Annotated in this window: 13 protein-coding genes and 2 tRNA genes; 3 read left to right on the top strand and 12 right to left on the bottom strand. The window is 67.8% G+C overall.

The window, feature by feature from the left end:
• The first annotated feature begins 271 nt into the window (after positions 1-271).
• The 3 genes from ACQY68_RS07785 (at position 272) to ACQY68_RS07775 (ending at position 4974) form a co-directional block, all read left to right on the top strand.
• On the top strand, positions 272-772 hold the full coding sequence (locus ACQY68_RS07785) for an FKBP-type peptidyl-prolyl cis-trans isomerase (RefSeq protein WP_428152466.1): 501 nt from the start codon (positions 272-274) through the stop codon (positions 770-772).
• Positions 773-1011: 239 nt separating this feature from the next.
• On the top strand, positions 1012-2949 hold the full coding sequence (locus ACQY68_RS07780; protein ID WP_428152465.1) for a M61 family metallopeptidase: 1938 nt from the start codon (positions 1012-1014) through the stop codon (positions 2947-2949).
• Between the two features lie 258 nt (positions 2950-3207).
• Complete coding sequence (locus ACQY68_RS07775) at positions 3208-4974, top strand: patatin-like phospholipase family protein (protein WP_428152464.1); 1767 nt, start codon at positions 3208-3210, stop codon at positions 4972-4974.
• Positions 4975-5007: 33 nt separating this feature from the next.
• On the opposite strand, the gene ACQY68_RS07770 is transcribed toward ACQY68_RS07775, so the two are convergent.
• The 12 genes from ACQY68_RS07770 to murA all read right to left on the bottom strand — a co-directional run bounded on the left by ACQY68_RS07770 (position 5008) and on the right by murA (position 12454).
• A tRNA-His gene (locus ACQY68_RS07770) sits at positions 5008-5084 on the bottom strand.
• 185 nt (positions 5085-5269) lie between these two features.
• The gene (locus tag ACQY68_RS07765) at positions 5270-5989 is read right to left on the bottom strand and encodes a TonB family protein (protein WP_428152463.1); all 720 of its coding nucleotides are present in this window, start codon (positions 5987-5989) and stop codon (positions 5270-5272) included.
• A complete protein-coding gene (locus tag ACQY68_RS07760) occupies positions 5989-6438 on the bottom strand; it encodes an ExbD/TolR family protein (RefSeq protein ID WP_428152462.1) in 450 nt (149 codons plus the stop codon). The genes ACQY68_RS07765 and ACQY68_RS07760 overlap by 1 nt, the downstream gene beginning before the upstream one ends.
• 5 nt (positions 6439-6443) lie before the next feature.
• Positions 6444-7343, bottom strand: a complete 900-nt coding sequence (exbB, locus tag ACQY68_RS07755; protein WP_428152461.1) for a tonB-system energizer ExbB — start codon at positions 7341-7343, stop codon at positions 6444-6446.
• 520 nt (positions 7344-7863) lie between these two features.
• Positions 7864-7939: transfer RNA gene (locus ACQY68_RS07750), tRNA-Phe, on the bottom strand.
• Between the two features lie 61 nt (positions 7940-8000).
• Positions 8001-8168: a DNA gyrase inhibitor YacG gene (locus tag ACQY68_RS07745; RefSeq protein ID WP_428152460.1), complete on the bottom strand. Its 168-nt coding sequence runs from the start codon at positions 8166-8168 to the stop codon at positions 8001-8003.
• 4 nt (positions 8169-8172) lie between these two features.
• A complete protein-coding gene (locus tag ACQY68_RS07740; protein ID WP_428152459.1) occupies positions 8173-9204 on the bottom strand; it encodes a hypothetical protein in 1032 nt (343 codons plus the stop codon).
• Positions 9201-9776, bottom strand: a complete 576-nt coding sequence (locus ACQY68_RS07735) for a Maf family protein (RefSeq protein WP_428152458.1) — start codon at positions 9774-9776, stop codon at positions 9201-9203. Before ACQY68_RS07735 ends, ACQY68_RS07740 begins: the two co-directional genes overlap by 4 nt.
• Positions 9777-9786: 10 nt before the next feature.
• On the bottom strand, positions 9787-10005 hold the full coding sequence (gene infA, locus ACQY68_RS07730) for a translation initiation factor IF-1 (protein WP_008261544.1): 219 nt from the start codon (positions 10003-10005) through the stop codon (positions 9787-9789).
• A 193-nt stretch (positions 10006-10198) separates the two neighbouring features.
• On the bottom strand, positions 10199-10663 hold the full coding sequence (locus ACQY68_RS07725; protein ID WP_309628980.1) for a UPF0262 family protein: 465 nt from the start codon (positions 10661-10663) through the stop codon (positions 10199-10201).
• On the bottom strand, positions 10660-11160 hold the full coding sequence (locus ACQY68_RS07720) for a DUF2948 family protein (RefSeq protein ID WP_428152457.1): 501 nt from the start codon (positions 11158-11160) through the stop codon (positions 10660-10662). Before ACQY68_RS07720 ends, ACQY68_RS07725 begins: the two co-directional genes overlap by 4 nt.
• The gene (murA, locus tag ACQY68_RS07715) at positions 11150-12454 is read right to left on the bottom strand and encodes a UDP-N-acetylglucosamine 1-carboxyvinyltransferase (protein ID WP_428152456.1); all 1305 of its coding nucleotides are present in this window, start codon (positions 12452-12454) and stop codon (positions 11150-11152) included. Before murA ends, ACQY68_RS07720 begins: the two co-directional genes overlap by 11 nt.
• Positions 12455-12543: the final 89 nt, after the last annotated feature.

The raw sequence follows: 12543 nt of genomic DNA, 5'->3' as shown, positions 1-12543 counted from the left end.
AGTGCGAGCGGCACGCCGTGACAATCGGTTTCGGCCTCCACCCTCGACGCGCTTTCGCGGTCAGGAGGCCTGAAATCTGGTGAGCTCCCTGGGTAAGGAGCCACGCCTTCGCTCGGTCGGAGGGCGACGGACCGGGCCTCGGCGCTTTCGCGCAGACTCATGTGAGCTGTTGCGGAACGCGGACATATACTCGCTTTCCCGACGAAATAAAGGCCGCGACGCCGATTTTCGCCGGCTTCGCAAGCGCAATCTTCGCTGCTAGCGTCCGGGCATGAAAATCATCCCCATCTTCGTCGCCGCACTCGCCCTCGCCGCCTGCGCCACCGCGCCCGAGCCCGTAGCCGTCGTAGACCCGACGATCCACTCCACACCCGAGCAGTACGCCGCCGGCCAGGCCGCCTACCTCGCCTGGAACGGCGCCCGCCGCGGCTGGACCACCACGGCCTCGGGCCTCCAGTATCGCCGCGAAGGCGCCGCCCATCCCGAGGGCGCGCAACCCACCGAAACGCAGACCGTCCGCGTCCACTACGAAGGGACCTTCATCGACGGCCGCAAGTTCGACTCCTCATACGACCGGGGCGAACCCGCCGAGTTCCCGCTGAACCGCGTCATCAAGGGCTGGACCGAGGGCGTCGCTCTCATGCACGTCGGCGAGACCTTCCAGTTCGCCATCCCCGCCTCGCTCGGCTACGGCGACCGCTGGGTCGGCGGCGACGAACTCCCGCCCAGCTCCACCCTGCTGTTCAAGGTCGAACTGCTGGAAGTGAAGTAAACTTCCCTTCTCCCCTTGCGGGAGAAGGTGGCTGAGCGAAGCGAAGTCGGATGAGGGGTATGTTTCCATCCCTCCCGTCTGACCGTTGAGGGCTCGTCTGGTGACGCATACCCCTCATCCGTCAGCCTTCGGCTGCCACCTTCTCCCGCAAGGTGAGAAGGATCAGTGCTCACGCTTGACGAAATGTCGCACCCGGCGCGTTGTGCCCTCAATCACAGCCCCCGCCCGGATCTCCAGTCATGAAGCGTCTCGCCGTCTCCGCCTGTCTCGCGGCCCTCCTGCTCGCCTCGACCGCCCCGGCCTTCGCCCAGAGCGCCCCCCAGACCCCGCCGACGCCCCAGCCCATCCCCGCCGTCATCGACCGCGCCTGGCCCGGCGTCGTCCGTCTAGACGTCGACGCCACCGACCTGAACCGCCGCATCTATCGCGTCCGAGAGACCATCCCGGTCGAGGCCGCCGGCCCCCTCACCCTCTTCTTCCCGCAATGGCTGCCCGGCGAGCACGGCCCCACCGGCCCGATCAACCAGCTCGGCGGCCTGATTTTCACCGCCAACGGCCAGCGCGTCGAATGGGTGCGCGATGCGCTCGAACCGTGGTCCTTCCACGTCGTCGTCCCAGCCGGCGCCACCGAACTGGTCGCCGAGTTCCAGCACCTGTCGCCGACGACGGAGGCCCAAGGCCGCGTCACGATGACGGCCGAGATGCTGAACATCCAGTGGGAGAAGATGCTGCTCTACCCCGCCGGTCGCTTCCACCGGAACATCACCATGCAGGCCAGCGTCACCCTGCCCGACGGCTGGGAGTACGGCACGGCCCTCCGCCCCGCCGCACCCGCATCCGGCGCCACCACAACCTTCCAGCCCGTCACCCTCGACGTTCTCGTCGACAGCCCGATGTTCGCCGGCGAACACTATCGCCAGATCGACCTCGATCCGGGCGGCCGCTCGCCCGTCCTGCTCAACATCGTCGCCGACAGCGAGAGCAGCATCGCCCCGACCGACGACCAGATCGGCATCCTGCGCACCCTGGTTCAGCAGGCCGACCGCCTGTTCGGCGCCCGCCACTACGACCATTATGATTTTCTGGTCGCCATGACCGACCGCATGGGCGGCATCGGTCTGGAGCATCACCGCTCGTCGGAGAACAGCGTCGATCCGGGCTTCTTCACTGACTGGGAGTCGAAGCTCGGCGACCGCGACCTGCTCAGCCACGAATACACCCACTCTTGGGACGGCAAATATCGTCGCCCGGCCGGTCAGAACGTCGCCAACTTCAACCTGCCCATGCAGAACGAACTGCTCTGGGTCTACGAGGGCCAGACCCAGTTCTGGGGCAAGGTCTTGGCCGCCCGCTCGGGCCTGCACAGCCGCCAGCAGGCGCTGGACGCCTTGGCCATGGACGCCGCCACCTATGACAACACCGTCGGTCGCGAATGGCGGGCGATGCAGGACACGGTCAACGATCCGATCATCACCCAGCGTCGCCCGATCGGCTGGCGCGCCTGGCAGCGCAGCGAGGACTACTATGTCGAGGGCGAGCTGATCTGGCTCGACGCCGACACCCTGATCCGCGAAGGCACGAATGGCCGCAAGTCGCTCGACGACTTCGCCCGCGCCTTTTTCGGCGTCGAGGACGGCGCTTATGACGAGAACCCCTACACCTTCGAAACCGTGGTGGAGACGCTGAACGGCGTCATGCCCCACGACTGGGCGACCTTCCTGCGCACCCGCCTCGACGGTCACGGCCCGGGCGCCCCGCTCGATGGTCTGGCGCGCGGCGGCTACCGCCTCACCTATACCGACACCATGAGCGACTATCAGAAGACGTTGTGGGGCGAGTACGGCCGCAACGACTTCATCTACTCGCTGGGCTTCATGACCGGCACGGACAACACGATCTCGAGCGTCATGTGGGATAGCCTCGCCTTCAAACAGGGCCTCGCGATCGGCATGAAGGTCATCGCCGTCAACGGCGAAGCCGCCTCGGCCTCGAACCTCGCGGCCGCCGTGACGGCGGCCAGGGGCACGGACGAGAAGATCGAGCTCATCGTCCTCGACGGAACCCACTACCGGACGGTCACCTTCGACTATCACGACGGCCTGAAATACCCCCACCTGGAGCGGATCGCAGGCACGCCGGACCGGCTCGGCGACCTGTTCACGGCAAGGCGGCGGTAACAGGCGGATGGGGTTCTCCCTCCCCCTCGGGGAGGGTGGTCGAAGCGAAGCGGAGACCGGGTGGGGGCGGCAAGGCAAACCACACAGGCTTGCGTCCGTATCGCTCCGCCGGCCCCACCCCGTCGCTACGCGACGACCCTCCCCAAGGGGAGGGATAAGGGTCCCGTCCCTCGCCCCTTGCCCCTTCCCCCGAACCGCCGCTAACTCAGATCAGCCGGCCGGGCACTGACCGGCCGCCAGCACCGGCGACACGCGACCATGGCTCCATCCCGCCACGACAATCTCGAAGCGGCTCTGGCGCGGGTTTTCGAGGATCAGAACACCCGGGCCAGCTGGTTCGCCCTCACAGGGGGAGAGTTGTTGTTCTCGGCCGGCGACGAGCCCGACAGCCTCTATCTGGTCCGCTCCGGCCGCCTCGGCGTCTTCCGTCAGGACGAGGACCAGCCGCCCCAGTTCCTCGGCGTCATCAAACCCGGCGAGCCGGTCGGGGAGATGGCCCTGATCGCCGGCACGCCCCATTCCGCCAGCGTCGTGGCCCTGCGCGATTCCGAGATCCTCGCCCTGCCGCGCGAGGCCTTCTTCGAGGCCGTGCGCACCCAGCCCGACGTCATGATCGAACTGTCGCGTCTGATGCTGCACCGCGCCCGCGAGCGCGCGCCGGGCGTCACCGAACCCAGCGTCTTCGGCTTCATCTCCGTGCGCGGCCGCCCCATCCGCCCCTTCGTCGACCGCGTCGCCGCCGCCGTGGAAGCGCAGGGCAAGACCTGTCAGGTCATCGACCATTCGGCCCTGTCCTCGGTCTCCGAATGGTTCTCACGCATGGAGGACACCCACGACTTCGTCCTCTATGTCGCCGAACTGGACGAGCCGTCCTGGGCCAACCTCTGCGCCCGCCAGGTCGACCGGCTGTTCCTCGTCGGGGACGCCCTGACCGCGCCGCCGTCCAACATCCCGATCCGCACCGCTCACGGGCTCCAGCAGTTCACCGACCTGATCCTGTTGCGGGACCCACGCATGCGCCGCCCGGCCAACACCTCGGTCTGGCTGGACTCCGTCAAGCCGGGCCGCTGGTTCCACGCCATCGAGGGCGACGCCGCCGACGCGGCCCGCATCGCCCGCATCGTCACCGGCACGGCCATCGGGCTTGTCCTGTCCGGCGGCGGGGCCCGCGCCTATGCCCACATCGGCGCGGTACGCGCCCTGCACGAGGCCGGGGTGAAGTTCGACTTCCTCGGCGGCTCGTCCATGGGAGCGGTCATCGCCGCCGGCCCGGCGCTCGGCTGGACCGACGAGGAGCTGGATGCGCGCATCCGCACCGCCTTCGTCCGCTCGGATCCCCTGTCGGACCTAGCCTTCCCGATCATCGCCATGACCCGCGCGGGCAAGGTCGCCCGCCTGCTTCAGGACGCCTATGGCGAGATCGATATCGCCGACATGCCCCTGCCCTTCTTCGCCGTCTCGTCGAACCTGACGAGCGGCCGGATCGAGGTGCATCGCCGGGGCCTGCTGCGCCGGGCGATGCGGGCCTCCATCTCCATCCCCGGGGTCATGCCGCCCGTCGTCATCGACGATCAGGTGCTGGTCGACGGCGCCGTGATCAAGAACTTCCCCACCGACGTCATGCGCCAGCTCAACGCAGGCCCCATCGTCGGCGTCGACATGTCCCAGATGCGCGGCGTCGATCCGGCCACCCTGGCCAATCCCCCGTCCTGGTGGCGCTGGATCGTCTCGGGCGCCTGGAAGAAGGGACCGCCGATCGTCTCGGTGCTCATGCGCTCGGCCACCATCACGACGGACGCCGACATGGAGAGTTCGCGCGCCGAGGCCGACCTGCTGATCCTGCCCGAACCCGAGGGCTCCGACATCCGGGACTGGAAGGTCTACGACCCCGTGGTCGCGGCCGGCCATACGGCGGCGGTGGCGGCTCTGGAGGAACTGGACGGGCCGATCGAAACCCTGCGCCAGCGCCCCGACCTCACGGCCTCGCCGCTCGATCCGGACGAGACCCGACCGGCCGTGGCCTGACCCCGGCCTGAAGGCCCTGACGATGTAGGAGGATGGTACCGCCTCTCAGGCTTGAACTGAGGACCTCCGGTTCCACAAACCGGCGCTCTAACCAACTGAGCTAAGGCGGCGCAGCGACCCTTTTCATCCTCGGCCGATCAGGGATCGGATCGGGGACGGGCGACGCGAGGCGCGTGTCTAGCGTCGCGGCGGACGCCGATCAAGACCGCTTTGGCCCCTAGGGCCAATCAGGCAACGAAAAACGCCCCGAGGTTTCCCTCGGGGCGCGTTCCCTGGTCCGTTTCCGGGCCATTGTTTAGTCCGGCAGGTTGAACCTGACGGTGAAGCGAACCGTACCCCCGGTGGCCACGCCGTCGACCGAACGGGGCGACAGACGGGCGCTGCGGGCGGCAGCCAGAGCGGCTCGGCCGAAGCCGGCGCCCGACGGCGTTTCCGAGACGACCGAGCATCCGGAGACGCTGCCGTTCGGGTTGACGGTGCAGCTGAGGTCGGCGCTGCCCGAGAGGCCACGCTCGAGAGCGCGATCCGGGTAGGTCGGGCGGGGCTGCGAGGCCCAGCTCGGGTTCGTGATCACCGGCGGGCGAGCCGGAGCCGGCGGGGCCGGCGGCGGCGGAGGTCCGGGGACGATCACAGGCGGACCCGTGTATTCGACCCGGTCTTCCTTCTTCGTCGGCTCGATCGGAAGCGTGATCGGCGGCGGAGGCGCCAAGGTATTGATCACCGGCGGACGGACCTGCAGCTTCGGCGGCGGCGGGGTGTCCGGCGGGGGCGGAGGCGGCGGAGGCGGCGGAGGCGGCGGGAGCGGTTCGACGATCTCGACGTCCACGGCGTCGTCCGAGAACTCCTGGATGCGCAGCTCGAACTTGGTCTTCTGAAGGTAGAAGATCATGATCGCGAAGAGAACGGTGACCGTGCCCAGCGCGATGAGCCAGACGCCGCCGGAGACCCCCATGAAACCCTTCTTGCGAGGGGCGTCATAGCGACTGCGATGATACTCAACAGGTGTGTCTGTCATCATCGACCTCCAGGCGGCGTCGAGTTGTCTTCGCCGACCAGGGCGACGCTGTAGAAGCCGTTGTCCTGCAGGGCGTTCATGACCTGCATGAAGTCACCATAGCGGGTCTGCTGGTCGGCACGGATGAAGATACGCTCTTCTTCCGGGTTACGCGTCCGGATCAGGCGCCGCAGATCATCACCCAGCTGATCGGGGCTGGTGCGCCCGTCGCCGATGAAGACATCGCCATCGTTCTGGATGGAAATGAACACCGGCTTCGGCGGGTTCAGTGCGGGCGGGGCCACGGCGGTTGGCAGTTTCACCTCGATCGACACGGTGGCGAGCGGCGCCGCCACCATGAAGATGATGAGGAGAACGAGCATGATATCAACGAAAGGCGTGACGTTGATCTCAGCATTCGCCTCGACGTGATACTTGCCGCCGCCGCCGCCGGAAAGCTTGGCGGCCATCCGTCTTACGCTCCCTTGTCGAGTTGACGCGAGATGGCGTTGATCAGCTCGGCGTTGAAGCCGTCCGAACGGGTGCCATACGCCGAGATGCGGGTGTTGAAGTAGTTGTAGAAGATAACCGCCGGGATAGCGGCGAACAGGCCGATACCGGTGGCGAGCAGGGCTTCAGCGATACCCGGGGCGACGACGGCCAGGTTGGTCGTGTTCGACTGGGCGATACCGATGAAGGAGTTCATGATCCCGTAAACGGTGCCGAACAGACCCACGAACGGGCCGGTCGAACCGGTCGAGGCCAGGAACTGCTGGCCACCCGAGAGGCGGGCGGCGAGACCGGCTTGAACGGCGGCGACGGCTTGCTGAGCGCGCAGCAGGGCCGAGTCGCTGTGGTCGCCGTGGACGTTCAGGCCCGCCTGGCGGGACAGTTCGATTTCTTCGGTCGCCGCGGCGGCCATGTCGGCCAGCGGGTTGCCGTCGAACTCGTCGGCGGTGGCCACGCGACGCATGTCAGCGATCGTGCGGGCGCCGCGGAAGGCTTCCAGGAACTGGTCGGTCTTGCGGTTCAGGCCGCCGAACTCGATCAGTTTGATGAGCAGCAGGGTCCAGGAGAAGATCGAGGCCAGCAGCAGGCCGATCATGACGATCTTAACGACGATGCCTGCTTCCAGGAACATCGAGATCGGCGTGATGCCTTCCGAGCCGTGACCGCCCGAAACGGCGTCGCCGACCGATTCCGGATCGGCTTCAGCGGCAGGGGCGGCCGGAGCCGGGGCGGCGGTGGCCGGAGCGGCGGCGGCGGCGGGAGCCGCGGTCGCGTCAGGGGCTGCCGGGGCTTGCGCCAGAGCCGGCGAGCCCGCCATCAGGACGGCGGCGCCGGCCAGGGCGAGAAGGGTGTTGGTCTTAATCATGTGTCGCCAGTTCCTGCTTTTTTGGTCTGACTCGTGGAACCCAAGGATCGGAGCGCGTCAGGGGCGCTCCGCCCTCTATGAAAACGGTTGTGTCCCGCCGGCCGGCCGGAGTGGCCAACGGCGGAACGCCTTCTGTCGCATCCGGTTGCCCGAGGGCGCCCATCGGCGGGTTGGTCGAAGCCTTTGAGCACGAGGCTCAGAGGGCGTTCGGCCGCTCACGCAAAGAAAGCGGTCAAGCTCCTTTGGCGAACCGATAACAGAGCGTCAAGGCTTCAGAGGTGCTTTTCGCCCCGCGAGCGAGCCCCCGACCTGAATCCCTGCAATGTCTTACCAGTGCTGCATTTCGGCGTTAGGTTAATCGTCCTCGCCGATGCAAAATGAGCATGGCAAGATCACGTTCGGGAATGGATCCCCGAGGGCGCGGAGACGACCGCCCCGGCGACCTTCGTCGCGCCAGGCCATCGCCCCGCACACCGCGACGGCCCCGGTCGGGCGACTATTTTTCGTGGGGAAAAGGGAGTGGTGCCTGGAGGCGGGTTCGAACCACCGACACATGGATTTTCAATCCATTGCTCTACCAGCTGAGCTATCCAGGCGCCCGCGCGAAACGCGAGAGGCGGGTCTATAGGCGAGCCGAAACGGGGTGTCCAGCCGGTATCAGTCCTCGTTTTCAGGATCGGCGTCGGGGACGGTCTCGTCCGTGTCGGGCAGGACATAGGACCCCACCAGCCAGCGCTGCAGATCGACGTCGGCGCACCGCTTCGAACAGAAGGGCCTGTAGGCCTCGACCGTCGGATTCCTGCGGCAGATCGGACAGGTCGCCATGGGTTCAGCCCTCCTCGATCGTGAAACGCCCGGGCGCGACCGCCGGGTCCGCCTTCACCGCTGCGCGGGGTCCAAGCCGGGCGACCAGCGCCCCGGCGGCCTCCGCCTCCCCGGGTGCGCAGCGTGCGACAAATCGCGGCGCGGCCGTGTCCGACAGCATGGCCTGCCTCAGGGAGCGCGCGATATCGATCGCGCGCGTCGTGGGCGACCGCCGCCGACTGGCTTCGAGCAGAACCTCCTCCACCGGTCGCGTCCGCCACGGCAGGGCCAGTTGCAGCAGGCCGAACCGGCTCAGCGGCCCCAGGGTCGCGTCGTCGCCGTTGAAGGCGGCCTTGGCCATCTCCGTCACCTGCGCCGGATCCAGGGTCGTCCCCACGAGATCGACCGCCACCAGTCCGCCCCAGCCGGCCAGCCGGATCATCCGCGCGGCCTGGATCAGACCCATACGGTTGGCCTGCGCCCTGCCCTTGCGCGCATCGCGTCCCGGCAGGTGCGCATAGTCTATGTCGACAGCGATCAACGCCCGCGTCCGCTGCACCGCCAGGTCCAGCGCCCACTCGGCGAAGACGTCGCCCGGAGCGAGCGCCTCTGCCTCGGCGTCCCGACTCGCCCGGATCGCCTCGACCCCGGTGACCGGCGTCACGCCCGGCGCGAGCCGTCTCAACCGTTCGGCGACGTCGGGCCCCGGGGCGATCAGGCGAGGTTTGCCCTCCCCCGCCCCCAGCCGCTTCAGCGCCGGCCCCTTGGCCTCGCGCCGTTCCGCCGTCACCTCGACTTCGACGATCTCGCCTGCCCGCAGGCTCTCGCCCTTGCCCAGCGGCAGGAAACCCGAAGGCCCGTCGCAGCCCAGATCGACGAAGGCCGCGCGAAACGCAGCGTCGGCCTCGATCACCCGTCCGACGCTGCGGGCGCCCAGACGGTGTTGAGCCGGATCGTCGTCTCTCTGGATGATCAGCCGTTCGAATCGACCGTCCCGCGCCACCACGCCCCGAACCTCGCCCGGCGTGTCGTCCAGGAAGACCTCGACCTCGCTCATTTGCGCCAGCCGGCGCCCGCCAGCAGGTTGACCGTCTCCGGCAAAGGCAGGCCCATCACGGCCGGATGGCTGCCGATGATCCTGAGCACGAAGGCCGCCGCCGGCCCCTGGATGCCATAGCCCCCGGCCTTGCCCTTCCAGTCGCCCCCGGCGACGTAATCGGCGATCTCCGCGTCGGACAGTCGTTTGATGGCGACGCGGGTGTCTACGACCCGATGCCGCACCGTCTCGCCCGTCGCGACGGCCACCCCGGTGAAGACCCGATGATTCCGTCCCGACAGCAGACGCAGGAATTTCTCCGCCTCGGCTTCATCGGCGGGTTTTTCCAGCAGCCGACGCCCGACCGCCACCACCGTATCGGCTGCCAGCACCACGGCCTCCGGCGCCCGCGCGGCGACAGCCTGCGCCTTGGTCAGGGCCAGCCGCACGGCCAGCCGCGAAGGCGTCTCGTCCTTCAGCGGCATCTCGTCGATGTCGGCGGGATCGATGCGATCGGGCGTGATCCCGATCAGCGCCAGCAGTTCAATGCGGCGCGGGCTGGCCGAGGCCAGCACCAGTTCAGGACGGGCCACCGCCCTGCCCTTACTTGAAGCGATAGGTGATGCGACCCTTGGTCAGGTCATAGGGCGTCATCTCGACCAGAACCTTGTCCCCGGCCAGCACGCGGATGCGGTTCTTGCGCATCTTGCCGGCGGTGTGGGCGATGATCTCGTGGTCGTTCTCGAGCGTCACGCGGAACGTGGCGTTCGGCAGCAGTTCGCTGACCGTACCGGGAAACTCGAGCAGTTCTTCCTTAGCCATGCGGCCTCTCGCGCCCTTGAATACGAATCAAGGCCCGCGCCGGACGAAAGCGCGAGCCGTAAGAAGTCGGCGCTAATGCACCAAAGTGGGCTCGAAGTCGAGCCGGGTGGCGGGTGGCGGGTGGTTCGTGACTGGCCCGAGGGACGACGTCAGTGGCGTTCAGCCACCAGCCACCCGTCACCAGCCACCCTCTTCAGCCCCGCCGATACAGCGCACACACCAGCGTAAACAGCCGCCGCGCCGTCTCGTGGTCGATCTGGACCTTGCCGTCGAGCCGCGCCTTCAACAGTTCGGCGCCTTCGTTGTGCAGGCCGCGCCGTCCCATGTCGACAGCCTCGATCTGGCTCGCCGACGACCCGCGCAGGGCCTCGTAATAGCTGTCGCAGATCATCAGATAGTCCTTCAGCACGCTCTTCAGCGGCGTCAGGCTCAGCGCATAGGTCCGGGTGTAGTCCACGCCGGTGATGTCGAACACCAGACGGTTGTCCTGCAGCGACAGCTTCAGCCCATAGGGGCCGCCTTCGGACCCCTCAGGCTCGAACGAATTCTTCTCGATCAGGTCGAAGATGGCGACGCGGCGCTCGTGCTCGATTTCCGCCGTCGCCGACGGCAGGGTCGCCTCGTCCAGATCGACGGAGGCCAGGCGATGATCGCTCACGCCCCCACCTTCCCGGAGTGATCCTCGTCCAGATGGGTCGGGGCGACCCGCGCGGCCCAGCGATCCGACAGATCCGCCACCACCGCGTCCAGGCATTCGACGTCGACCCTCAGGTCCCCGCCGCCCGCGAACATCAGCATGGCCCGCCCGCCCGGCGCCTCGCCCTCGAAGAAATGGATCGCCAGCAGTTCCAGAGGCGCATCCGGCAGCCTCGGCAGGCCCCGGCTCTTGACCGAGATCACGTCGCCGAACTGCATCGCCGCCCGCACCCGGGTCCCGCCGCATTCCCAGCAGAAGCGGCTCAACTCGATGGTCAGACGCCGCGCGCCCTTTTCCCAGACGATGTCGGCCGGCCTCAGGATCGCGTCCTGCAAGGCCGCCGAGATGATGGCCAGATCCTCGCCGTCCTCGGCCAGCAGGCGCAGGGGCTCGTTCGATCCGCCGCCTGCGGCCCGGATCGCCTCCTGTTCCTCCCGTTCGAGGGCTTCAGTGGTCATCGCCCGGTCCTTCGACAGGCGGGCCTTTGACCCGCCGGATATCCGCCCCGCAAGCGCCGAGCTTCTCTTCCAGACGCTCGAACCCGCGATCCAGATGATAGACCCGACCGATACTGGTTTCACCCTCGGCGACCAGGCCTGCGATCACGAGACTGACAGAGGCCCGCAGGTCCGTCGCCATGACCGGCGCGCCCCTCAGCTTCTCGACGCCCGTGACATGGGCCTCGCCGGCGTGGACCGAAATCTCGGCCCCCAGCCGCGCCAGCTCCGGCGCGTGCATGAAACGGTTCTCGAAGATGTTCTCGTGGATAACGCTGACGCCGTCGGCCGTGGTCATCAGGGTCATGAACTGGGCCTGCAGGTCTGTCGGGAACCCCGGATAGACCTCGGTCGCCACATTGACGGCCTTCAGACGCTGCGACGGATCGCGTTTCACGATCACCCCGTCGTCGGTCGGCACGATCTCGACCCCCGCTTCGATCATCTTGTCGGTCAGAGAAGTGATAAGATCGGCGCGCGCCTTGGTCAAACGCACCTCGCCCCCCGCCATGGCGGCGGCGCAGGCATAGGACCCCATCTCGATCCGGTCTGGGATCACCGACCACTTCCCGCCGTTCAGCGAGGTCACGCCCTCGATGACCAGGGTGTCCGTGTCGATCCCCTCGATCTTCGCCCCCATCATGACCAGGCACCGGGCCAGGTCGCCGATCTCCGGCTCGCGGGCGGCCCGCTTCAGCACCGTCGTGCCGTGCGCCAGGGTGGCGGCCATCAAGGTGTGTTCGGTGGCGCCGACCGAGACGAACGGAAACTCGATCTCGGCCCCGATCAACCCCCTCGGCGCCGTGGCGGAGACATAGCCCTCCTCCAGCTCGATCAGCGCCCCCAGACGGGTCAGGGCGTCGATATGCAGGTCGACCGGCCGCGCGCCGATGGTGCAGCCGCCCGGCAGCGACACCTTGGCGTGCCCCGTCCGCGCCAGCAGCGGTCCAAGAACGTTGAAGCTGGCCCGCATCTGACGAACCAGATCGTAGGGCGCGAAGGTGGATGTGATCTCGCGGGCGTCGAACAGGGTCTCCTGCCCGTCATGTCCGTCGCGCTCGTCCACGGCGATGCCGAACTGCTGCAGCAGCCGGCCGAGGAATTTGGTGTCCGCCAGCCGCGGCATATTGGTCAGCAGCAGCTTCTGGTCGGTCAGGATCGACGCCGCCATCAGCTTGATGGCCGAGTTCTTCGCCCCGCTGACCGGAATCGATCCGTGAAGCGGGCCGTTGCCGTGAACCGTGATGCTGTCCATGTCGTCCTTGAAGCCGCAAGGATCGACTGTCCCGGCGAGCCGGCTATCTAGCGCGGTCGCCCCGTGTCGCGAAAGGGCCGCCCGCCGCC

The organism is Brevundimonas sp., from assembly GCF_965278935.1.
GTDB lineage: Bacteria > Pseudomonadota > Alphaproteobacteria > Caulobacterales > Caulobacteraceae > Brevundimonas.
This window is presented reverse-complemented; position numbering and strand designations above follow the sequence as displayed.